The following is a 24,095-nucleotide window of genomic DNA, read 5'->3' as shown; positions in this document are numbered from 1 at the left end:
TTTGTATGTTTGCAGTTTTTGATCGAATGTTCAAAAAAGAAGAGAGTGAATATTGTAAAAATTACAATTTAGCAGCCAAAAATTCTAAAAAATTCAATTTGGGCAATTATAAGTCTCTTAAATTGACTCAAGAAAGACTTTTGACTAAAGATAATTTTATTGAATTTCAAAAGTCTATCCAAGAATTGAATTTAAAAAATGAGGATCTAGTAGCTACTTGTCATGCAACTCATATCGATCTCAAGCAATATGTAGATGATTTCTATAAGGTTGATTCGGTTATAACTATTGGACATTTGATACACCAAAATGGTGGTAAAATGTTTTTTCAGGAAATGGATTTGAGAATAAATGCTCTAAACAACGGGTATGATATTACAAAACCTTTAGAGTTACATACGTGGTTGACTCTTCCAACTGGAGAAATATTAGATTTTACTTTCCTATCAACTTTGGCAGAGTTTTATCGTAGAGAAGGAAATCATAAAGTAGCTGATTTGATTGATGGTGGAGTTATAGGAGGGCATCCAGATGAAGATGCCACAGCTGACAATAAATATATTCCTGAATTTTTGGGTGAAGAGTTTTTTGAAAGAACTGGCTTGTTAAAACACTACACAGGTTTTTTTATTTAGCCCTCTTGATTGTGTACACAAGATATGGCATATTTTAACTATAGTGGACGAACTAATTGTAATCCACGTATTTGATTGATTTTAAACCCACTAAGACCCTCTTCAGTGGGTATTTTTTTACCTTAAATATTAATAACTACTAAATTGTTCGACAAAATTAAGACTTTTTAAAAGTTAAACTTGTTAATAATAACTAATAGATAGAATTAGGCTTTTCTAATTGGCTGTAAATTGATTCTTCATTCCGATAAGCTAAATCTACTCGTGAGTAAATTCTTAGTTTTATAGCCAATATAGTTAAAGTTGGAGGCTAGAGTGAATTATATAGAATTACTTTACATTATTGATAATGATGGAAATGAAAGAGAGTTATTCTTTTGTCGAGTAGAAAACCTTTCTAAAATATCGACCAAAGATCTAAGAGCAAAAATTGAGAAAGGCTTCAAAATAATTAGAAAACTAAACGGTATATGCGTTCAAATTTTTGTTGTAGATAAGGTAAAGATAAATCGAGATCGTATTTTTTTGATTGAGATTCATGAATTTTAGTCTTTTAGAGGAGCTTATGAGGAGTATTCGTTGGCGAAAAATATAAAAGACACCTTATTAAATTTAGCCTCTGAAGATAACACCAATCAGAGTGATCCGAAATTTAATATTGAGCAATCTAATAGTAAAGAGTCTGATGCGATTGAGCTTGACGATAGAGATGGAATTGAATCAAATCTAATATTTGAGAGGTATCTCTGTCCAAGCTGCCTAGAATACGAAATGAACATATATAGAACTAGGAAAACATTGTATTTGTGTGAATGCCAAAATTGTGGAGCAATCACTGTAGGTCTTGAGCTTAACGAAGTACTCGAAGATCTAAAAATTATAGATTAATAAAATGGTCCATTATCGGGTTTTGTCTTCTATACCATATGTTTTTTATTTAACAAATATGTTTTAAAATGTTAATTAAATAACTATTATTATTGATAGTGTGATTAATTTAAAGTATTGTTAATTTATTGCAAAATATTCATAGTTTATATACCCATCTTTCCCCAAAGTGTGGGTATTTTTTTAAGTGATATTATTGAAATGAAAATCATTATCATCTATAGTCAGGTTTAATCTCAGTCTAAGATATATAGATTGTGAATTTGTTGACAGCCCGGAAAGACGGGCACTCTATTTCTTATGAAACAAAAACTTTAAGAAGGAGGATATTTACTCAGAACAATAAGCTAAGAATTTTAAGTTATTTAGGTAATACAAAGAGTGTTGTATAGTTTCTGAACAATAAAAAATAGGGGTGATTACATGCTACATAAATCAATAAACATCGCTTTTTTCTTCTTTATGTTTGCTATTCTTACATTGTTAGTCTATCTCTTCGGGAGGTTGCCTGCAGCGTTATGGGTAGTATAATAATTTCGTTAAGTTAAAAAGCTCATTGGAAAGATGGGCTTTTTATTTATTCAAATCAAGATTGTCTTTTGATTATTATTAATTATATGATTTATTTTTTATTTAAAATTATCGTGTCTTTCTCTAATTTAGTTTAAAATCCCACTTCTTTTCATTCATAAGATGTAACCGTGTTAGAACAAAAGCATGTTGTACAGATCTGTCTATCATGTTTCAATATTTCTATTGTTATTAGTCATAGGAAGGGATTTATGATGAGTTACAACGATACGCTTTTTTTAATTGATAATGATGGAAATGAGCATGAACTAACTCGAACTCAAGTTAGTGAAGACGGAGAAATTTTCGTTAAAAATTCTGAAATCAAGATTGAAAACGGATTCAAAATTATAAAAAAACACAAAGGTGTTTGCTGCAGAATCTACATGATTAAAAATCTATCACGAACACTTTGTAATTCCTTATTAATCAAAGTTAAAGAACTATAAGTTTCAAATTAAAACCACTATGAATATTCATAACCACAAAAAATGTTCATGGGTGAGTATTCATTTCAATAATCTTCTGAATTTTATCATGGTAAATTTAAAGCATGTTGTCAGACAAGATTGAACTATAAATAATATTTGATAATGATAATTACCTTACATTTTATTGATTGATTCTTGTTCTGCTTCATATTGTGGATCAAATCATGGCTATTTAAAGAGCATAAAAATTGAGGTTCTTTGTGAAATTTAGATTTTTAAACATTGCTTTTTTTATATGCATATTTCTTATTTTCACGATTCTAATTTATCTTATAGGAAGTGCTCCGACTAATGTCTATTTGATTAAATGATTAATTGTTTTTAAATGAATTGAATTTAATCAATGTGGCAATTTTAACTCCAGAATTGGCAAGAAATAGCAAACTGTTTAATTTTACTAAATTAAGTTTATTACTGTTAAGTATTAATTAATTTAGGTATTTTATGCCAATGTGCTAGAAATAAATTGTTTTAAAATCACACCATGAAATCGCTTTGCAATTTCTAGCTTTTCCTAATAGAAGCTTTTGATGTTTGAGCCCACATCTCCAATCATGTGGGCTTTTTTTAATATATTTTTTATATATTGAGTTAAATGATTGTTTAGTATTAAGTTTATTGAAGTTGATTATCTTTTTATTAGGTAATAATTCAAATGTAAAAAATTACACTTTAGTCATATTTTTTATTTTGAAATCGCAGTAATTTTTAAAAATGTTCTATCTAACTGACTTTAATGAAATAACGAATAAGGAGAGAGCTCATCTATGATTTCATTAATTCTCCAAATTACTTTGGTACTTTTTGCTATAATTGCGCTGATTTATTATTCAAATAAATCATAATTTTTATTAATCAATTGTTTTCCCTTTGTTTTTCGATTTTTTACCCATAAGAGCTCTAAATTGAATTTTACAGATTTGCTTTATGTTGTCGATAATGATGGAAATGAACATGAGTTATCATCGTGTTTGATCGTGAAAAATTCTAGAATTTTTACTAAAAATGTGAGATCCAATATTGAACTTGGTTTTAAAATAATTAAGAAGAATAATGGAATCTGCGATCAGATTTTTATCGTAAATGAAATTTTAGAAATTCTAGAAGACCTAAGATATCTTGAAGTCCAAGAGTTTTAATAAAAAAATAAGCATGATTGAATTGAATATTTTATATCTAATATCAAAAAAACAACTTGTTATTCCAAAAAATATTTCAAAATTTATCGTTAAAAAATGATCAATTTATTACATTTTTTCACATTCAATACAAAAATTATCTTAAGAACATAATATTGATACAAATCAAGGTGCTATTTTTAATATTCTCATATTTACAAAGTAAAAATGAATTATGAAAATATTAGTCTTGTTAAGCATGGGGGATAGTTGGAAGTTATTGCTATTAAACGATTTAAGAAAATTTGAACTTCTTCAAATTGAATCTTGAAGAATTTGTCGATCAAATAATTTAAAAGAGTTTCGATAGAAGCAATAGCGTAACAAAACGAGGATGAAGAAAATGATATTTAAAGCGCTGAACATTACATTTTTCTTCTTTATCTTCGTTGTACTAACTTTAATAGTTCATGAGTTTGGAAGCGTTCCTGCAGGAATATGGATTTATAAATAATTCAATGTAGACATAAGCATATCTAAAGATATGCATTTAGAGAGGAGGCAATTGTGTTTCAATATTTTAAATGCTTCATTGGCATACACAGAGTGTTGGATATTCATCGTTGTAAAGATGGTGAATTAATTGTCTGTCGCCATTGTCTAAAAGCTTTTGATAACTAACAAATTAAGAGTTTAAAAAACAGCTAATTTTCTTAGATATTTATCTAATACTTATATTTTTAGCTGTTTTTTATTCTCTAATATTTATGTAAAAGAGGGTAAGTACGATGAAGAATGAATTGAGGGATATTCCTAAGAATATTCAACAACACTCTATAGACAATCTAAAAAGATTCTTAAAATCACAAATTGTCCTTAAAGCTGATGAAGGCGAGTTGTCAATGAGTGAGAATATCTCAAAAGAGATTGATCACCAGGACCTATGTAACTTGAGTGATGAATTCAAGCAGGCAGGGTATAAAGTACAAGTACGCTCATCAGGAGACCAAAAAATATTTTCAGTTTTTTGGAATTAATATAAATTTAAATAATTGTTTTGATAAAAACACCATAGTTCCATATTCTTTTGACAAAAGTAGCTAGAATCTTGACCTTGTACAAGGGATATGGCATATTTCAGCTATAGTGGACGAAGTTATGTAATTCACTAGATAAACCTCGCATTGCGGGGTTTTGTTTTTGAAAAATTCCTCAAATATTATTAAATTTTATGAAAAAAAATATTCTTGTAGTTTTATATCTGATTTTAGTTTTTCTTTTATTATTTCAAAAGAATGCAATCATGTTTTGGGTTGCAGTTGTTGGCTTATCTGGAATTGGATTCTACAATTTAGCGATAGAATTTCGGTCTAAGAAAGTTGCAATTGATAAAGTGATGGTAATTGCGGTCCTTATAATTCCGATTCTTGTGTTGGGATTCATTAGATATAATGATAAGCAGGCAGACCGTATGTTCGAAATTTACAGAGATAAGATGGGATGTGAGATAGATAACAGTTATCAAGATGAAGATGTTATTACATATATTTGTGATAATGGCGAGTTGATTGATATCAAAACATTTAAATCGGAAAATAATCTTTAATTATCCATTTATTGTTTTTTGCATTTCACACCAATCAAAAGTGCTACACTCCCACCGATAAATAGGAAAACACATGAATATTTGCATCGGTGGTGAGCTGAGCGGTCAAGTTGTAGAGAAAAGCCCAATCGATTACTTTCAGCAGTCTATTGTAATTGGTGTAAAGACATATAAGTTTTGGTTTTCAGATAAAGTAAGTTTTCATGATGCGTTTGTCGAGGCTGAGAAGCTGGCAAGGCAGATTAGATAAAGGATTATCCCGTATTTGGAATTAAAGGCTATAAGCTCATCAAAAAGGTGGGCTTTTTAATGAATAAGAAATTTTGACTTTTAGATAACAAATTTAAAGTAGATAATCCTGATAAATAATTCTATTTTAATTCTAAAAGGAGTTCGATTATGAAATCTATATTAATTGCACTAATGATATTTTGCAGTTTTAGCTTAACGGCTTGCGCTGTGCATACACCTGAAGGAAGTATTGTTGTTGACCCTGATGGTCGCTATAACGATGGTCATGGCAATGGACGGTTTTGCCCACCCGGTCAAGCCAAGAAAAATAATTGTTAAGTAGTTTATTAAAAGGCGCTTAGGCGTCTTTTTTTACAACTAAATTTCAAAAGTGGTTGTTATTTGCACAAGTCGCTTGCAGATCCTTTATTGAAAGGGAATGAGGGAAAGTGATAAGTGCCACATAAATTTAATAAATAATAAATTTGAGCTAAATTGTTCTACAAAGTATTAAACAAAAATTTGAATAAATGTTAAAAAATAATATAGGTTGATTGTTGTGTTCCTGATTCCCTCTGAACAAGAATATGTTGATTAATCTTAAAGCCCCTTCTTAGGGGCTTTTTAATGTTCACTGAAAACTGTAGATGCAAAACCAACACCAAAATTCAAACACTTCCGTGAACTTTGTAAAAAAGAAAAACATTTTTTTAGTTGAGAGTGTTCAGACAAAAATATAAAGTAAAAAAGAATTTGATTAATAATAAGCGACATAATTATGAAATTTTTAATTTTATTAACAAGTATTGCTTTTTTCGTCTCAGGTTGTGTTAACTCCCCAACAGGAACTTTACCAGGTAGTAGTAATAGAGTAGCCACGATTAGCGATAAAATGAGTAAAAGAGTAGGGCAATCAGAAATCACTTTAGTGAGTGAATTAGGTCCACCTGATTACAACTATACTGCTTCAAATGGTTCAAAAATTATTTCTTATGAAGTGGACTGGGGTATTGGGGCAAACTCACCACTTTGTGTAATGAAGTATTTAATCGAAAATGGTATTGTAACTAAATGGGGTAATAAAAGTTGTCCAAAACGTTTCACTCTTAAAAACCAAGAACTTATTCCAAATTCGATACCAATTCCGAAACCAACACTTAATTAAATATTAATAACCTCCTTCGGGAGGTTTTTTATTGGAGATTCCTTTATGGAAATTAACCAATACACCACTCTTACCCCAAAGAAGCCTATTAAAACAAAACCAAGAACAAGACCATTGCCAAAGGCAAAAGAAGCATACTTAGAAGCATTTAAAGACTTTGAGCAATCGTTGAATGTATTCAAAATTAAGTATGAGAAATTATTCAAATTTGAATCAACAAAACATTGGCGTTTCGATTTCCATCTTATTAAGCACAGAATTTTAGTTGAGATCTCAGGTGGACCATGGTCGGGTGGTCGCAAAGGTAAGCTGAAAGATAAAGCTTGGAGTATGGATCGTTACGATGTTGCTGCCGATATGGGTTATACAGTTGTGAGAATAGAGTCATCACCAAGATATAAAATTCAGGAAGATGGACCATTGCAGGTCGAAGCTAATTTTTCTAGTCAGTGGCTCAAGAATTTGAAGAGGCATATTTTCAATGGAACAGATCAGACCATTTCCACCGACTGATTTTATTGATCAAGCAGAGGAAGAAGAAGCGATTCGCTTGGCACCTGCTGTGGATCTAAAAGAATGGGTGGTAACCAATTTTCTAACGCTTGGCGGTGCATTACATAATCCGGATCATGACCACATAGCAGAGCTATTACATGACGATGAAACATTTTTAGCATTCGCATGGGCATCATCTGCCGCAGTAGCTAAAAAACGGATGGTGTTAGGCCAGTGTGAAAAAGTAATGTTTAATCAGGGCGGATGGCGCAAAGCTCGGCAAGAACAACAAATGCGCGACTGGTTTGGATTTGTACCTATATATCTCATTACTGTAGATGCAAGCTTTTGCGAACGTGCAAATGATCGTGAATTTTGCGCTTTGATTGAGCATGAGCTATATCACATTGGTGTAGAACGTGATGAAGATGGAGAAATCCTCTATAGCGATCATACAGGCTTACCTAAACATTATTTAGCTGGCCATGATGTAGAGGAATTTATCGGGGTGGTCAAACGCTGGGGAGCAAGCGAAAACGTCAAGCGATTGGTTGAGGTAGCTCAAAACCCGCCGTTTGTATCAGATTTAAATATTTCCAAGTGCTGCGGTACATGTTTGATTAATTGAGCCATAAGGCTCTTTTTTTTAACTATTTTGGTTGACGTAGGTTGACAGGATAAAGGTTATGGCGGCACTAAAAAAAGAGGTAAAACTTTTTATAGTTCGTTCACTTGCCGTATTTAACACACCGTCAGAAACAGTGGAGCTCGTCCACCAAGATTACGGGATAAAAGTTACTAAGCAGCAATGTGAAAAATATGATCCTACAAAACGATCAGGTGAGAATCTCAGTGAAGAATTGAGGCTTGATTTTGAAAAGACGCGTGAAATGTTTTTAGGTAAACCAGAAAGTATTCCAATAGCAAATTTGGCTGTGCGCCTTCAACGATTAGAGAATCAATATCAGAAGCACTCAAAGAATCGAGTAGCTGCTTTAAATATTCTCAAGCAAGCAGCTGAGGACGTTGGTGGTAAATATACCAATCGTCAAGAAATCACTGGCAAGGGAGGTGAACCACTGCAAACCTCTTTAGTGCAAGCCACCCAAGAACAAGTAAATGAAGCGGTTAGGAGGGCACAAGAGGAGTATTAAATGAATCTGCAAACACATGTAGAAAAGACTTTGTGCGAGCAAGAGCATTTGTATTTCACACGCCGTTTTTTCAAACCAAGAATGGGGTTTAAATTCATTGTGAATTGGCACCATGAATATGTTGCTTGGCTTATAGATGAGGTAGTTAAGGGTAACATTGCAAACCTTGTGATTAACGTTCCACCAGGTGCTGGTAAAACCGAATTAACTACAAATCTAATTGCACGGGGTATTGGTTTAAATCCACGCTCAAGGTTCTTGTATTTATCTTATTCTCAGTCGCTGGTGGAGGATGTGTCATCCACAGCACGAAACATAGTGAAATCAGATGATTTCCAGCAAATGTGGAAGACAAATATATCGACAAGCACAGATGCTAAGGCAAGCTGGAAAACCACTGTAGATGGTTATGAAGCAGGACATATTTATGCTGCTTCAATGGGTGGTCAGGTCACAGGTCGCCGTGCTGGGACCTTAGCTGATGATGGTTTTACTGGCTGCATCATTCTAGATGATCCGTTAAAGCCTGAAGACGCATTTAGTAAGCCTGCAAGAGATAAGGCTAATCGAAAAATTCTTAACACCGTCAATTCACGAAAAGCAAAGTCAGATACTCCAATCATTATGATCATGCAGCGTCTTCATTCTGAAGATCCTACAAATTTTGTTATGTCTGGAAATGTACCAGGGGATTGGCATTGATGGGAAGCTCTATTTGATTGATCTTTTACGTGGTAAATGGGAAGCCCCTGAAATGAACCGTCAGGCGCAGAAGTTTATCGATAAACACAAAGATTATACCTATGAGTTAAGACCAATCCGCTGGATGAAAGTCGAAGATAAAGCCCATGGAACTCAACTTATTCAAAATCTAGGAACTTATTCAGGTGTTCCAGTATTACCTGTGCAGCGCGGTACGGATAAATTGACTCGCTTTACCTGAAGAGTTTTACTTACTTGATATTAAAACAAGGCATTACTCCGCTACAGTAAGTCGATTGGCCTCTATCGATCAAATCAAGACTGTTTTGGAGCTGGTAAATAAATCAACTGAAGATGGTTCAACTTTTGATGAGTTTAAGAAACATATAGCTGATGAGGGCATTCAACTCTCAGATCATCACCTAGCAAATATCTACCGTACTAACATGCAGATGGCTTATGCACACGGTAGATGGACACAGCAACAGGCTAACAAGGAATCACGACCATATTTAATGTATGTTGCGATTAATGATAGTCGGGTAAGACCAACTCACCTTAAGTTAAACAACATCATTAGGCACATAGATGATCCTTTTTGGACGTTGTATTATCTGCTGGCATCAGATTTGAATTTAGAAGTTATTGATATTACAGATAGTGAGGTGATTTTGAAAAAAACTGAAGAGCGCGCTAATCGAATGTTCATTGCAAATAGCACTTTATATGTTATTTGATTTATATAAACTCAACCTTTTTGAATATTACCCAATTTCAGGTATTTTTTTAATGCTTTTTGAGCCTTATTTTTAATACTTAGTAAAATTAATTAAGAGTATTAATCATGAAAAAAGCAATTTTCTCATTATTTGCAATTGGATTTTTGAGTCCATTAACTTCATTTGCAGAGAATTGGCCAAAACACTTATGTCCAGCTGATGAGGCTGCATGTCTAACAATTAATGCTGAAAACAAGCCACCATCTCCAGTTGACCTAAACAAAGGACGTATTGTATTTGCGTTCGGTACTGATGGCTGCTTAGCTTCATCACCTGTTTGGTTTGATTCAGACAAAAAGGAATTGAAGGCAAATCATGGCATAGGAACAGGGGGAGCTAAAAATGGCCATTGTGGTTATGCTAACCAATTAAGTAAGGCTTACATAGTTTATAACGAAGTTGTATCAAAGAATAAACCTGAATATAAGGCTCGTGTATTTGGATTGTACGCTGTTAAAGATGATGGGTATTTGGGAGGACATCGTCACGAATGGGAGCATGCGATAGTTTGGATGAAGGATGATAAACCAGAATTTGTTTCAACAACTGAACACAAAGGGGTAAACACGCGTAAAGCAGGGGATACGGGGCATTTGGCAGATAATGTAAATGCATTTGGTGTTAAGTATATTATTAAGAAAACAACACATTATTTAGATTTTGCTGGAAGTGATAAAAACAAGATTGTGACAAATAAGGATCCTAGTCCTGATAAATCATGGTTTGCAGCTAAAGATTATGAAGTTGTCGATTTTAAAAATGCTAATGCTAAATTTAGATCAATAATAAATAATTCTGCTAATTGGGGTGAGACAGTGCCTAGAGTAAATGATGCAGAATTTTTAAACAAACATAAACCTAAAGACTGGAAAGATGTAAGTTTTAATTGACTATTTATTAATTATAAAACCACCCAAATGGGTGGTTTTTTATTGGAGCATGAAAATGCCAGATGAATTGAAAGAACATCTGAAGCATCAATTTACAGCTGTAAACGCACCAATTTCGATTAATGAAGATGGTACGAAGAAGCGCCGTACATTTGATGCAGAAGTATATAGTGGTGGTCGAATTGATAAAGATGAAGCCTCACAGCTTGATGCGATGTGTCGATATATAAAGGTAAATAATCTTGTGAATGCCCTTAAAAACAAAGATTGGAAAGTTTTTGCTAAAGGTTATAACGGCAAAAATTATGCAATTAATAACTATGATGTGAAGTTGGCTAATGCATATAAAAAATGGAGTATCGACAAATGATATGGATTTTTAAAGCACTATCAAAATGGCGAGAAATCTTAATCGGACTTCTCACTTTTTTGTAGATTGTTTGTCTTGCCTTACTGAACCACAAAGTAGGGCAGATCCAGAAATACAAACAGACTGAAATTATTATTCAAACTGAGAATGCGAAAGCTAGAGCTGTCTTGCTGTTTTTGAGACATTTCCTTTGTTTTCTTCAATGACTTTTATCTTTTAAGCTTTAAATTCTGCTGTTTTTTCATCAGCACTCATCAAACTCAAAATATTCATTCCCAATATTTCTGTCCCTCATTAATTGCAAAATTCACTATAAAATTACGAAAATTTCTTTCTACTTTTTTCCACTCTTCTCTGCTATCCATTCGGTTTGCTACTATTATAGAGCCATAATCCTCTTTAGTTTCATCTAACCTTAATAGCAATAAATCATTATCTCCCAAAAACTCACCAATAATATAATCCCCAAAGATGAAATCATCTCTATAATCATGCATAAATTCTTGTGTTTTTACTTCTATGAAATATAAATCTAATAATATTAACCCCCACTGTCCATATATAACATCTTCAAACAAATATGCACCATTAGAAATTCTATAGAATTCTATAAAATCTTCAGAAAAGGGTATATCATTAAATTCATTTATTCCATGTAAGAACCTACATCTAAATAACATATCTATGGAAATATTATTTATTGCTTTAGGTTTCGTCCAACTATTTTTTAATAAACCTACATTGACTTCAAAACTATAATTCATACTAGTACCTATTCCAAAACTGAGAATATTCCCTTTAATGCATTTTCTTTGTAAAGGCACTAAATTATTAGTACCTCAAAATATTAGAGGCTTAATATGATGAATATCATTTTCACTCCAACCACCTACTGGTATCTTTTAACCACCGTCAAACCACTATTTAATATATCCACCACCTTTTAGATTCACTAAAAATAACATAATAGAGCTTATTTAAAAACTTTGATAAGTTCTCATGTAAAATGCTACCGTGTCCTAAACTACTAAAGCTTAAGTAAGGGCAAGGGTAAAGAAACCATCATTGAGTACACCACTGCCAACAGTGACATACTCGAAAACTGCATTATTGAATATCGATCAATGGCAAAAAAAGCTGATTGACACGCAACTGATGCAGAAAGATTAAGGGAAGAATGGCCCTCTGAGTGAGAGCGAATTCGCATAATCCCCATTACATATTAAATAGGAAAAAGTACTCTTAAATTAATAGTTTATAACTACTTTTGATAGTCATAAATAAAAATCTTTTTCGATAAGATAGAATCAAGTTGCACATATTTTATCTTATGGCACTTAGATGGCTGTTTATCTAAAGATTCATAAAAGTCACGCCATGTTAAACCAGAAGGAAAAGCTTTTTGACGAATTCTTTGGGTATCATAAATATAGTTATCAACATTAAGGTAATAACCTGAACCATTTTTAGATTTACTTACCCCTCTAAAATATGCACAAGTTTCAATAATATTTTTAGGATTATTTAATTTATATTTTAGTATAGCGTTATAGCCCCATACATTCATAAAGAAGATAATGGAGATGAGCGCAATACAACCATAGACTATCACTTGATACAGTCTAGACTGAGCCTTTATGTGGTGATAATAGTTTCTCAATAGATTTCTCTTATCATTAGTTCCAAATAGAATTACTTATGAGTTAAATTTTTCTAAAGTTATCTTAATACAGCTTATTGGAAAATTTAAATATTTTTTCATATCATGATGCCACCTTGCCCTAAACTCCTCAAACTTCAATCAGGGCATGGCAAAGAAATCACACTTTGGACCATTGATACTGTTGCTAAATACAATCAGTGTAGAGCTTTGAATGATGCAAAAAACCCTCAGTTGAGGGTTTCATTAGATGGAAATTTTTTATTTAAATGATTTTAAATTAATATGCGACCGTAAACCTTTGACGAATAAACTGTCCATTCTCTAATTCATCAATCAAGGCAATTGCTAAATCTTCAGCAGATATTGTTCCTGGTTGATTACCATTCATTAGGGGTGTTTCTGTTCCAACACGATAATTATTAGTACGAATACCTGGATTCATTGCTGAAAACCCGATTGGAGGGCTAATCATAGTCCAATTAAGTTCAGTTTCATTTTTCAACTCATCAAGCAATACTCGGGCACCATTTGCCCCAGCATAATATTCTTTTGGAAAGTCAGGTGAATCTATTAATTGCAAGTCTGGAGCTACATATAGACTACCCGCACCGCCCACCACTAACAGACGTTTAATGCCTGATTGTTTAGCCGCATTTACGATCGAACGAGATCCTTTTATATAATCTTCATAAATATTTGGGTTTGTCCAACCTGAATTAAAAGCACTAATAACTGCATCTACCCCTTTTAAGCCTGCTAATATTGCTGTTTCATCCATAACATCAACTTGAATAATTTCAAGATTATGCCTAGCCTCAATTTTATTTGATTCACGTATTAAAGTTTTTACTTCATATTCACGACTTAACAATTCTTCAAGCAAAGCTGAGCCTGCATAACCTGTTGCACCAATTAAAGCTACTTTCATTTCAGTATTCTCACTAATTAAATTAGATGTGTTAATAAAATAGTATTTGAAACTTGCGTTAAGAAATAGTAGCGTTTTAAAACTATCACCTTGAAGCTGTAGTTTAAAATGGATCACTATAAACGAATGGTAATTTTCAGTAAGGTTGTTGAACAAGGTTCAATGAGTGCAGCTGCAAGATTGTTAGAAATGTCACCTTCAGCTGTTAGTCAACAAATTCGATATTTAGAACGCCATAGTGGCATAACTTTATTACATAGATCGACAAGGAAATTAACTTTAACTGAAGTAGGGGAGCGTTATTATTTTTATTGTCAGCAGTTAAGTACGGCAGCTGAAAATGCACAAAATATTTTAGAATCAGAGGTGGAAATCCCTTTTGGAGAGCTACGTATTGCTGCACCAGTAGGTTTAGCTACGTATTTCATGACTGGCTTGGGAGAATGGGCGCAAAAATTTCCTTTAATGAGTATAAATATCCAAGCTCATGACGAATATATAGATCTAATCGAACAAAGAATTGATTTAGCTATAAGAGTTGGTGAAATGCCAGATTCATCTTATGTAGCGTTTAAAATTTCAGAAATGCAAATGGGTTTATATGTTGCACCTAACTGGATAAAAGAACATGGTTTGCCCACTCATCCTTATGAACTTATAGACTATGAATGGTTACATTTACATTTTAATAATACTGCATCAATCAAAATGAATTTTTTTAATGGAAATAAACATTTAAATATAACCTTGGGGAGAAAACCGAAAATCGTGATTAATAATATTTTAATCCTTAAGCAAATGTGTGAACAGGGATATGGAATATCGATACTAAGCTCTTTTGAAGTTAAAGATTCAGTTCATGAAGGTAAGCTTGTGCGCATATTACCAAACTGGCATATGGGCTATGTAAATGTATGGGCGGTAATCCAAAATCGTAGCTATAATTCAGCAAAAGTAATTCAAGTTATTGAATATTTAAAAGATAGTCTAAGAGGCTAATCTTACATATATTTTATTACTACCAATAACATCGTTTGTTCATTAAGTTATTGGTAGCTATTATTATTAAGTAGTGGCAAAAGCCACTGATGGACACACAGCTGATGCAGAAAGATTGAGGAAAGCATGGCCCTCGGAGTGAGGGCTAGATATATTAACCAAAAAATTTCAAAATACCTTGAATTACAACCACATTGACTAAGTCAATAAAGAAGGCACCGACCAAAGGCACAATCAAGAATGCTTTATGTGATGGACCATACATATTAGTAATTGCCTGCATATTTGCGATTGCATTAGGGGTAGCTCCCATTCCAAAACCACACAAACCTGAAGCTAAAACGGCTGAATCGTAGTTTTTTCCCATAACTCGAAAAGATACATAAACCGCAAATAACCACATAGTAAGGGATTGAGCAATTAACAATATAATCATTGGAACAGCTAAATCTGCTAATTGCCAAAGTTTCAATGAGACCAAAGCCATCGCCAAAAATAGAGCAAGCGCAGTATTGCCAAATACGTCTATTGAACGATCAAAAATTGGTTGTTTAAAGCCAGATTCAGTCACGTTACGAAGCAAAATACCGCCACCTAAAGCCCATACAAATGTAGGCAATTCAAAAGCTGTACCAATAGTTAAGTTTTTCATAATCTCTGCAAAAGCCAAAGCAAAAGCAAACATTCCTAAGGTTATAATGGCGTTGTCTGCAGTAATGAGGCGAACTTTTTGCGGAGCTTCAAACACATATTCACTATCTGTTAGTGGTGCGCTTTTATTTTCCTGACGTACTTCACTATTTAAGGGAGAAGCTAATTGATGCTTTTTGATTAAATACCTTGCTAGCGGTCCACCCATTAGGCCCCCAACTACCATCCCAAATGTGGCACTTGCAATTCCCATTGGTAATGCACCTTCAACAGCATATTTTGATTCAAAAATCGGCCCCCAAGCACCTGCTGTTCCCAAACCACCTATTAGAGCAATTGAACCAGCAATTACACCCATTAGAGGATCTAAGCCAACCATTTTAGCGACAGCCATCCCTACGCCATTTTGTACCAAAACAAAGAATGAAATTGCGATAAGGAAAATAACTAAAGGTTTTCCACCTTCTTTTAACTTTGCGAAATTAGCACTCAATCCAATGGATGCAAAAAACATCAACATAAATGTATCCTGCATAGGCTTATTTATTGTGATTGTGTATCCCATAAGTTGATGGATTATGTAAAAAATAATTGCTCCAACTAATCCACCTGCCACGGGTTCTGGAATGTTGTATTTTGTCAAAAAAGGGATATGTTTGTTTAAAATACGGCCTGTATATAAAACCAATACTGCTAACATGAGTGTATATGTTGGATTAAGCACTAAGTCCATTAAATATCCTTAATTATTAATATTTTGCGCTGTTGATCTCTGCGATTTAATGTGAAAACTATCAACATAAACTACATAATTAATTCGCAGATCAAAGTTAATGTGATGTATCTCAAACATCTAATGCATTTTTTAATATTACTATGCATTTTTTGCATAACTGATTACATAACTATTAAGCTTGTCAATTGAGCTGCTCTTTTTTTCTTCTTTCTTAAGCCAGAACAACGTGTCATCACAGAAACAAAAAATCGTGAAGTGCAAAAGATCATTGAGCGTTCTGTTTATAACAACTTTTTAATTGAAGCTGATGGCTTGCGCAACATCAACTCACTTATCCCCGACGATTCCAGCTAATCTGATTGTGCCTTGCCCTAAACTCCTAAAATTGGAGTCAAGGCAGGGAAAAGAAATCGGCTTATGGATCATTGATACTGTAGCTAAATACAATGAATGTAGTACTTTGAATGATGCTAATAATAAGGCTCTATTTTGTGTAATTAAAATCAATACTTAATACGATGATAGTGGTATATTTTTAATAAAATTTAAGGTGAAAGTAACTATATGCACAAAAAACAAAAGATAATGTTAACAATAAAAATTACTCAATTCTTTGTAAAATTATTTGCAGTTCATTTTTTTTGCATTGGTGTTCTTTTGGATTTTACAATTTTATTCATGCCTATTGGTTTTTTTATGATTCCTATTGGAATTGCGATATTTGAGCAGCTTCCTAAATATTTGGATAAAGTGCTAAATAGAAAGTTGCGGTTGTTAGATTTGGACATCAATCAACATAATCAGCATTAACTCAATATTTGAAAAATGGCAAAATATTACTTTGGCCAAACTTTTTTAATTTAATAAGCAATTGTTTTTATGAGTAATTATGATTAAAATTTAGTGGCAAAATATTACAATAATAAAACCACTGGATTAGGGAAACGTTTCAATAGATAAGGATGAATTGTAAAAGTGAATGAAATGTGGATTTTCTATTTCTAACCATAACTGAACTGCAACACACACTATATTTGTAAGACGGTAAGATTAAATTAATGATCTTGTAGGTTAATAAGCCAAGGATATTTAAGTTGGTTTTAGTTTTTCTGGCTTGTGGATAAGTTGATGAACGCACCAAATAAACACTGGTATGATGCAAGTAATTGATTTTTAAAAGGAGTATCTATACAATGATTTTAGTGACTGGTGGTTTAGGCTTTATAGGCTCGCATGTGGTTTTAAGTTTGCTAGCTCAAGGGCAAGCGGTCGTCATTGTGGATAATCTAGCCAATGCCAATCTGCAATGCTTAGAGCGCTTAGAATTTATTACAGGAATGTATATTCCCTTTGTCAAAATTGATATTCGTAATACTCCCGCTTTAAATAAAGTATTTGAACAATATTCAATAGATACCGTTGTGCATTGTGCGGGATTTAAGTCCATTGAAGAGTCGAATCTAAAACCACTTGAATATTATAATGACAATCTCAGTTGTATTATGAGTTTATTACGTGCGATGCAGCGTACCGGTGTCAGAAATTTGGTACATCTTTCTAGCCTTATGGTTTATGCGCAATCAAGTTTAGAGCTGAATGAACAAACCGCATTTAATTATAGTTACCCTAATCCTTATATAAAATCTCAGCAAATGATTGAAGAAATCATTAAAGACACATTCAAAACTGATGAAGAATGGAAAATTGCCATTTTAAGGGTTTCAAATGTCGTCGGTGCATTTGAGCATGGTGTCTTGGGTGAGTTTGTTGCACCTCTACCTAAAAATGTTGTCCCTTTGGCTTTACAAGTTGCGGCTCAACAACGTGATCTAATTGAAGTACAACGTAATTCAGAGACTGAGGATAAAACGACTGAGCGTAGCTTTGTGCATGTACTTGATGTATGTGAAGCAATTAAATCAACTATTCTTTGGCTACATGAGCAGGGCAATGTTTATCAAAGTTTTGATATTGCAGGTCCTGTCAGTTCGATACAAAACCTGATCAACTTGATCGAAGAGGTTACAGCAAGTCAAATCCATCAAATTGATGCGGTGTATAAATTAGATGAACTGGATCAGGTTGCATCTACCAGCCAAAAAGCATTTGAGATTTTAAAATGGAAAGCACAGCGCTCGCTTAAACAAATGATTGAAGATGAATGGCGTTTTTATCAAAATACCTTAAACAACCGATAAAAATCCAGAATAGATGATTGTTGTAAATAATTATCATTTACATTTTTGATTGATTTGTTTAGCATAATCGCTTCGCTGAAGCTGGTGTTTTTACGCAGATGTTGTCAAAACAAGCTTTAACTTGAAAATAAGATATGGATGAAGAAGAGGTTGAAAATGCAAACACGTATTGAACATGACACAATGGGCGATGTTGAAGTCCCAAGCGAAGCAATGTGGGGCGCACAAACTCAGCGAAGCGTAGAAAATTTTAAAATTGGTACAGAACATATGCCACGCCCGATGATTCGAGCGATGGGGCTAGTCAAAAAAGCAGCGTCAATAACCAATGCCAGCTTAAACCAAATTCCGCATGATCTGTCACAGTATATTGTCGATGCTGCTGATGAAGTAATTTCAGGCAAATGGGATTCACAATTTCCTTTGGTGGTTTGGCAAACAGGTTCAGGTACGCAAAGTAATATGAACTGTAATGAAGTCATTGCCAATATCGCCAATCAAAAACTAGGCAATCCATTAGGTTCACAAAAGCCTGTGCATCCGAATGATCATGTCAATCGTGCGCAATCTACGAATGATTCATTTCCAACAGCGATTCATGTGGCTGCTGCGGTACAAATCAATGAGTTGCTTATTCCAGCAGTAAAACGTTTACGAGACACTTTACATCGAAAATCTGAAGCGTTTGACGATATTGTTAAGATTGGCCGTACTCATTTACAGGATGCAACACCACTTACATTAGGACAGGAATTCAGTGGCTATGTTTCACAGCTGGATCATGGACTAAAACGTTTACAACAGGCTTTGGTGTGGCTCTATGAGTTACCACTTGGTGGTACAGCTGTTGGTACAGGTTTAAATGCGCATCCTGAATATGCAGACAAAGCAGCGGAAGAATTAGCCAAACTGACGGGTTTGCCATTTATCAGTAATCCAAATAAGTTTGAAGCACTTGCTGGTCGTGATGCTGCTGTATTTGCTTCTGGTTCATTGAAAACCTTAGCTGCAAGTTTAAATAAAATTGCCAATGATATACGTTGGTTAGCAAGTGGACCACGTTGTGGTTTGGGTGAGTTGCGTATTCCAGAGAATGAACCAGGTTCAAGCATCATGCCAGGTAAAGTCAACCCAACCCAATGTGAAGCAATGACCATGGTGGTTGCGCAAGTGATGGGGAATGACACCACGATTAATTTTGCAGGTGCAGCGGGGAATTTTGAACTGAATGTTTATATGCCTGTGATTGCATATAATCTTGTTCAGTCGATTCAATTGCTTGGCGATGCATGTAACAGCTTCGATGAACACTGTGCTGTAGGGATTGAACCAAATCGTGAAAAAATTGATTACTTCTTACATAATTCATTGATGTTGGTAACAGCACTGAATCCTGTGATTGGTTATGAAAATGCCGCTAAAGTTGCCAAAACGGCTTATAAAGAAGATAAGACTTTAAAAGAAGTCGCGATAGAACTTGGCTTTGTCACGGCTGAACAGTTTGATGAAGTGGTACAACCTGAAAAAATGGTACGTCCAAACGCGAAATAATGAGTTGTAAGCGGCTATACTTTTGATGATTTATTGAGCAAGTATCAGTCGTATAAAAAAGCACCTTTAGGTGCTTTTTTATTTTGAATTTGGAGGAGTTATAGGACTCGCATTAACCATGTTTCTTCCGAGCCTTATGGTCATTTTTATTATGTGATGACCCTCTAATTGAGCGCCGTTTTCTCAAAATACTGAACAGCAGGTGAATGTGACATATAAGCTAAAGCCTGTTCTGTATCACCCTCATGAATTGGGTTAAACTTTGGAGATGTCCAACGTAGAGTGGCTTTCCATAGGTATTTAATGGTCGGTAGGTGATCTGTTTTGGTTGCAGTTTTTTCAAACTCTCGAATAAAAGCAAAGAACCCACGGCGCATTAATTTCTGGATTTGTTGATGCTCAGTATCTTGTTGACCAAGACTACGAGCAAAATCAATAAGGAAGTAAATAAAAAGCGGAAAAATTCCCATCATAATGATTTGTCTGGAAACATAAAAACCTAGCTTTTGTTGTAATAAATGCTCAAACAAATCATAAGCGACACAACGATGTTCAACTTCTTCAGCGAGATGCCAGCGGAATAAATCAGCCATGGCTGGATCTGCTTTATCCCAAGATTTGCTATCAAGCGTCCATTGCCCAATTGTACCTGTGAAGTGCTCAATTGCTGCAATAACACCTACACGAAAGATTAACCAATATTCATCAAATTTTTTCCCTTTTAAAAAAGGAATTCCTAATGGTTTGTCACCTAATAAAATGTTGAAAACAAGATGGGCACGATTTAATGGTTCTTGTATGTCATAGCCATTTTCTCTTAAAAAGTCTTGTACTTTTTCATGTGCTCGTGCATGTGCAGCTTCTTGACGGACAAAGCCAATAACGTCTTGTTTTAATTTTTCATCTGTAATATGTGGGAGGGTTTTATTAAATACCCGACAAAACCAAAACTCACCCGCAGGCAAAAGCATATTGATACCATTGGCAATATGTGAACATAGTGGATCATCTGGCATCCAACATACAGAAGACTCAGAAAAATCGAAATGTACTTTTCTTGCTTTAATTTGATGACTTTCCGTGATCATTGTGGTTATCCAACATGAAACTGTTAAGCGATTAAAAGTTTTTACCATTTAGAATAATTAGCGACCATATCCTTTGAGGACACTTTTTTTGTGATTTTTACTCTTTTGAATAGAAAATATTGCTTTATAAACTTAACATTATTTATTTAAATTATTGATATTGTTATTTTTTAATTTACAAATCCAGAAAATAAAGATGTGAAAATCAATGTGGATGAAATGATATAGAAATAATTTTAATGGGTTGAATCAGCTATAGAAATATCAAATTTCTATAATGGAATATTAAGATTTAAGCTCAGCGATTATTCAACAAAAAGAAGGATAATTCACGAATTATTGATTGATTTATATTAATGATTTTACTAAGTTTTATTTTATAAGCTCTGCATTATTTTGGGGTTGTAATATTTATTTTTATTTATATATCATATATTTATAAGTTAATAGAACCTAGGGTTGCTGTTAGTTTTATCGATTTTATTAACAATTTTTAATTTTATTTTTCAATAAAAATTAATTTATAGTGTCAGCTCAACTTTATAATATTGACTCAGGTATAACATGAATAAAAGAAAAGTTATTACAGTCTTCATTACAAGTGGCATGGTCACTTTTGCCATAGCCGCAACCACACTATCACCAAACCAGAATAACCAGAGTGGAATCATCCCAACAGGCTATGATGATCTGATATTTAGTGTATCCAATGGCAATTGGGTGAAGAATATTTCCTTACCGAATGTAGCAAAAGAAGGTGCCCTAATTACAATTCAATCAACTGCGGGTTATGACAGTGATATTGATTTAAGTAATGTAAATATTGAAAAAAAAGGCGTTCTCACACTAAAGTCTGGAAACAGTTATCGTTTTAAATTTAGTAATGGAAAATGGGAGTTTTATGCGCCTGAAACTGCCAATTTTACGCCTGAAAAAAATGGCAATACCATTCCAGTATTTCAACAATCACAGGCCCAATATGTTTTAAGTGATGCTGCTTGGACTGAGACAATTCATTTACCGCAAACAGGTCAGAATGGCCAGATCCTTGTAATTAAGTCTAATGCGCTTAAATCCTCAAAAATTAATTCACAAAATGCTTTATTTCCAAGTACATTGGTTGTTAATAAAAATGATGCATATATCTTTCAATATAATCAAGAACTGAGTAAATGGGTTCCACTGTCTGTTCCGACACGTATTATCAACGTGATCAATGGTAATACTGCGGCATTAAATACGGCTTTGCAAAATTTAACTGCACCTAAAACAGAAATTCGTTTTGCTGATGGGGCGTGGGTGTCTTCATTAAAATTACCGCAAACAGCAAACGACCGAGATCGTATCATTGTTAGCTCAACAGCAAGCTGGCAATCAGTGATTGAAAATGAAAATACCAATACCACCGCAACCCTAAAACTCAACAAGGGCAATCGTTACGAGTTCATTTATATTGCAGATAAATCGTATTGGGTTTTGGCTTCTTCTCCTAAAACCGTATTTACTGCAAACACCGCTGCACAAGGTTTTACATTTAAAACCCCTGTTGTTGAAATAACCGCTGATAATGCACAATGGGCACCTGTTGTAAACTTGCCAGCGGCTCAGTCGGGTGACAAAGTCATCGTATCTAATTCTGCGGATACAGCGTTTACAGTTTCAGGTAGTAACATTAGTGCAAGTTTGAAAAAAGGCGATAAAATCCGTTTGGTATTTAACAACGGTGTTTGGAACACCGATAGCTATCAGATTGATCTATTGCTTGTGAATAGCCCGGTAGTCAATGACAAACTCGGTTCAACTGCTGCAAAAATTCAAGCCCGTGAAGCACTCAGATTAACCAATGAAGCGCTTGAAAACTCGCAAGCAAAAGCCTACTACAAAGAAGTCGGATACTTGGATTATCGAATCCCTGGAACGACACTCGGTGATGCGATTAATTTAGGACGTTCAGATGCCACTGTACAAGTGGAAAGAACCAGAACAGGGGCCGATGCGATATATACCATTACAGATCATTCGGGTTGCGGTCTCGCCTATGTAAATAGCACACCGAGCAAGTACAACATGATCGGATCACATAACTATGGTTGTGGTATCACTGCAATGCGACATGAGTTAGGGCATAACATGGGGCTAGGACATAGTTTTGATCGAACTACAGGTTATAACTGGGGATTCGGTCATCCTTTAGGCAGTACCATTATGGGTGGAAATCAAATTGGCTTATATTCAAGCCCAGATATCTATAGTCCTGAATATGGTGTGCGTTTAGGTGAAACTGACAAATTTGATGGCTTAAGAAAAATTAATGAGAATGTTGAAGCCATTTCAAAATTTTTAGTGGCGGTTAATCCATAATGAATAAACGGATATATCTCATTATTTCCGTTGTTTTAACTGTTTTGGTGGTTTCTTTGTTGGCTTGGTTCATCTCAGGTCAACAGGAGACAGCTGATATAGCTAAAGCGATTGCGTCTAAACAAAATGAACAAATCGATCAAGTGAATTCACCGAAACTAAATGCAAATCTTACTGAAACACAAGTATTGCAACGTATAAAAGACAGCCATGCTCGCCGTAATCTTGTAACGCTGGATGAGGACAAATTACGTGCAGGGATTTTCAATCAACAGATGTTCAATTTGAGTACTGTCGATACGGTGTCTATGCATAATCCCGTTCCTTTGACAGATGCACAAAAAAAAGATGGGCGAATATTTCTGAGGAATGATCTATATACCTTAGAGGCGAAGAATGTCGGCGATCAAATCGTGTTTAATGTGCCAGGCTATGGTTTAAACAGACAGGCTGTTATAGAACGTATAGAAGTAGATCCAGGTGAAGATATTGTTAGTTGGTCAGGCTCTCTAGAAGGAGGAGATCAAAATAATGAGAAGTTTCATATTACTCAAACCATTAAAGACAATTTTACTATGGGCACGATTACAGCAGATGGTAAAACCTATACCATTTTGATGAAAAATGGCTATGGTTGGGTCAATGACGTTGCCAATGAATCTGCCGCACTTGAGGTGGCGGAAAAGGAGACGGATCATGTACATTAATTTTTTTAATCTAAAGACATGATTTATTCTCTAAACTTGAAGTAGCAATAAAATGAAAATAGTAATTACTGCGTCATAACAAAGGTTTAGACACCTCGAAAGGTGTCTAAAATCATCAT

The 24,095-nt window shown here is 34.0% G+C and carries 23 protein-coding genes and 3 pseudogenes; 21 read left to right on the top strand and 5 right to left on the bottom strand.

What is annotated here, in order from left to right; translation table 11 throughout:
• Positions 1-5 precede the first annotated feature (5 nt).
• From CQZ96_RS03250 to CQZ96_RS03180, 15 genes and pseudogenes are all read left to right on the top strand, one after another.
• Positions 6-635: a hypothetical protein gene (locus tag CQZ96_RS03250; RefSeq protein WP_105712695.1), complete on the top strand. Its 630-nt coding sequence runs from the start codon at positions 6-8 to the stop codon at positions 633-635.
• A 315-nt stretch (positions 636-950) separates the two neighbouring features.
• On the top strand, positions 951-1,184 hold the full coding sequence (locus CQZ96_RS03245; protein ID WP_105712694.1) for a hypothetical protein: 234 nt from the start codon (positions 951-953) through the stop codon (positions 1,182-1,184).
• Between the two features lie 30 nt (positions 1,185-1,214).
• Positions 1,215-1,523, top strand: a complete 309-nt coding sequence (locus CQZ96_RS03240) for a hypothetical protein (protein WP_105712693.1) — start codon at positions 1,215-1,217, stop codon at positions 1,521-1,523.
• A gap of 2,967 nt (positions 1,524-4,490) precedes the next feature.
• Positions 4,491-4,739 (top strand): hypothetical protein, encoded by a 249-nt coding sequence (locus tag CQZ96_RS03235; protein WP_105712690.1) that lies wholly within the window; start codon positions 4,491-4,493, stop codon positions 4,737-4,739.
• 266 nt (positions 4,740-5,005) lie between these two features.
• A complete protein-coding gene (locus CQZ96_RS03230) occupies positions 5,006-5,308 on the top strand; it encodes a hypothetical protein (RefSeq protein WP_146113207.1) in 303 nt (100 codons plus the stop codon).
• Positions 5,309-5,381: 73 nt separating this feature from the next.
• Positions 5,382-5,558 carry a hypothetical protein gene (locus tag CQZ96_RS03225; RefSeq protein WP_171287870.1) on the top strand — a complete coding sequence of 59 codons (177 nt, stop codon included), beginning with the start codon at positions 5,382-5,384 and terminating at the stop codon, positions 5,556-5,558.
• Positions 5,559-5,707: 149 nt separating this feature from the next.
• A complete protein-coding gene (locus CQZ96_RS03220) occupies positions 5,708-5,878 on the top strand; it encodes a hypothetical protein (protein WP_171287869.1) in 171 nt (56 codons plus the stop codon).
• Positions 5,879-6,317: 439 nt separating this feature from the next.
• Positions 6,318-6,704 (top strand): hypothetical protein, encoded by a 387-nt coding sequence (locus CQZ96_RS03215; protein ID WP_105712688.1) that lies wholly within the window; start codon positions 6,318-6,320, stop codon positions 6,702-6,704.
• Positions 6,705-6,749: 45 nt separating this feature from the next.
• Positions 6,750-7,217, top strand: a complete 468-nt coding sequence (locus CQZ96_RS03210) for a hypothetical protein (RefSeq protein ID WP_105712687.1) — start codon at positions 6,750-6,752, stop codon at positions 7,215-7,217.
• Positions 7,186-7,827, top strand: a complete 642-nt coding sequence (locus CQZ96_RS03205) for a putative metallopeptidase (RefSeq protein ID WP_105712686.1) — start codon at positions 7,186-7,188, stop codon at positions 7,825-7,827. Before CQZ96_RS03210 ends, CQZ96_RS03205 begins: the two co-directional genes overlap by 32 nt.
• 58 nt (positions 7,828-7,885) lie before the next feature.
• Positions 7,886-8,353 carry a DUF2280 domain-containing protein gene (locus tag CQZ96_RS03200; RefSeq protein WP_105712685.1) on the top strand — a complete coding sequence of 156 codons (468 nt, stop codon included), beginning with the start codon at positions 7,886-7,888 and terminating at the stop codon, positions 8,351-8,353.
• Positions 8,354-9,287: pseudogene (locus CQZ96_RS03195) on the top strand (hypothetical protein); the annotation flags it as partial.
• Positions 9,283-9,669: pseudogene (locus CQZ96_RS03190) on the top strand (phage minor head protein); the annotation flags it as partial. The pseudogenes CQZ96_RS03195 and CQZ96_RS03190, both read left to right, overlap by 5 nt.
• Before the next feature lie 230 nt (positions 9,670-9,899).
• A complete protein-coding gene (locus CQZ96_RS03185) occupies positions 9,900-10,724 on the top strand; it encodes an NPP1 family protein (RefSeq protein ID WP_105712684.1) in 825 nt (274 codons plus the stop codon).
• A 187-nt stretch (positions 10,725-10,911) separates the two neighbouring features.
• Positions 10,912-11,094 (top strand): annotated as a pseudogene (locus tag CQZ96_RS03180) (N-acetylmuramidase domain-containing protein); the annotation flags it as partial.
• A gap of 269 nt (positions 11,095-11,363) precedes the next feature.
• On the opposite strand, the gene CQZ96_RS03175 reads toward CQZ96_RS03180, so the two are convergent.
• From CQZ96_RS03175 to CQZ96_RS03165, 3 genes are all read right to left on the bottom strand, one after another.
• Positions 11,364-11,858, bottom strand: coding sequence for an SMI1/KNR4 family protein (locus CQZ96_RS03175; RefSeq protein ID WP_004724430.1), 495 nt, complete (start codon positions 11,856-11,858; stop codon positions 11,364-11,366).
• A gap of 497 nt (positions 11,859-12,355) precedes the next feature.
• On the bottom strand, positions 12,356-12,661 hold the full coding sequence (locus tag CQZ96_RS03170) for a hypothetical protein (protein WP_105712682.1): 306 nt from the start codon (positions 12,659-12,661) through the stop codon (positions 12,356-12,358).
• A 373-nt stretch (positions 12,662-13,034) separates the two neighbouring features.
• Positions 13,035-13,685 carry an NAD(P)-dependent oxidoreductase gene (locus tag CQZ96_RS03165; RefSeq protein WP_105712681.1) on the bottom strand — a complete coding sequence of 217 codons (651 nt, stop codon included), beginning with the start codon at positions 13,683-13,685 and terminating at the stop codon, positions 13,035-13,037.
• 108 nt (positions 13,686-13,793) lie between these two features.
• Between CQZ96_RS03165 and CQZ96_RS03160 the strand changes: the two genes are divergently transcribed.
• A complete protein-coding gene (locus CQZ96_RS03160) occupies positions 13,794-14,684 on the top strand; it encodes a LysR family transcriptional regulator (RefSeq protein ID WP_105712680.1) in 891 nt (296 codons plus the stop codon).
• Positions 14,685-14,838: 154 nt separating this feature from the next.
• Here the strand turns inward: CQZ96_RS03160 and gltS are convergent, their stop codons facing one another.
• Positions 14,839-16,068 carry a sodium/glutamate symporter gene (gene gltS, locus CQZ96_RS03155; protein ID WP_105712679.1) on the bottom strand — a complete coding sequence of 410 codons (1,230 nt, stop codon included), beginning with the start codon at positions 16,066-16,068 and terminating at the stop codon, positions 14,839-14,841.
• Positions 16,069-16,635: 567 nt separating this feature from the next.
• On the opposite strand from gltS, the gene CQZ96_RS03150 reads away from it, so the two are divergent.
• The 3 genes from CQZ96_RS03150 (at position 16,636) to fumC (ending at position 19,820) form a co-directional block, all read left to right on the top strand.
• Positions 16,636-16,881, top strand: coding sequence for a hypothetical protein (locus CQZ96_RS03150; RefSeq protein WP_105712677.1), 246 nt, complete (start codon positions 16,636-16,638; stop codon positions 16,879-16,881).
• Between the two features lie 383 nt (positions 16,882-17,264).
• Complete coding sequence (locus CQZ96_RS03145; RefSeq protein WP_105712676.1) at positions 17,265-18,269, top strand: SDR family NAD(P)-dependent oxidoreductase; 1,005 nt, start codon at positions 17,265-17,267, stop codon at positions 18,267-18,269.
• A 156-nt stretch (positions 18,270-18,425) separates the two neighbouring features.
• On the top strand, positions 18,426-19,820 hold the full coding sequence (gene fumC, locus CQZ96_RS03140; protein WP_105712675.1) for a class II fumarate hydratase: 1,395 nt from the start codon (positions 18,426-18,428) through the stop codon (positions 19,818-19,820).
• Between the two features lie 164 nt (positions 19,821-19,984).
• Here the strand turns inward: fumC and CQZ96_RS03135 are convergent, their stop codons facing one another.
• Positions 19,985-20,908, bottom strand: a complete 924-nt coding sequence (locus CQZ96_RS03135) for a metal-dependent hydrolase (RefSeq protein ID WP_105712674.1) — start codon at positions 20,906-20,908, stop codon at positions 19,985-19,987.
• 564 nt (positions 20,909-21,472) lie between these two features.
• Here CQZ96_RS03135 and cpaA point away from each other — a divergent pair.
• Together cpaA and cpaB are read left to right on the top strand one after the other, a co-directional pair.
• Positions 21,473-23,269, top strand: coding sequence for a metalloendopeptidase CpaA (gene cpaA / locus CQZ96_RS03130; protein WP_105712673.1), 1,797 nt, complete (start codon positions 21,473-21,475; stop codon positions 23,267-23,269).
• Positions 23,269-23,976, top strand: a complete 708-nt coding sequence (cpaB, locus tag CQZ96_RS03125) for a metalloprotease secretion chaperone CpaB (RefSeq protein ID WP_105712672.1) — start codon at positions 23,269-23,271, stop codon at positions 23,974-23,976. Before cpaA ends, cpaB begins: the two co-directional genes overlap by 1 nt.
• The last annotated feature ends 119 nt before the right edge of the window (positions 23,977-24,095 follow it).

Origin of the sequence: Acinetobacter sp. MYb10 (assembly GCF_002980175.2) — a bacterium.
GTDB lineage: Bacteria > Pseudomonadota > Gammaproteobacteria > Pseudomonadales > Moraxellaceae > Acinetobacter > Acinetobacter guillouiae.
This window is presented reverse-complemented; position numbering and strand designations above follow the sequence as displayed.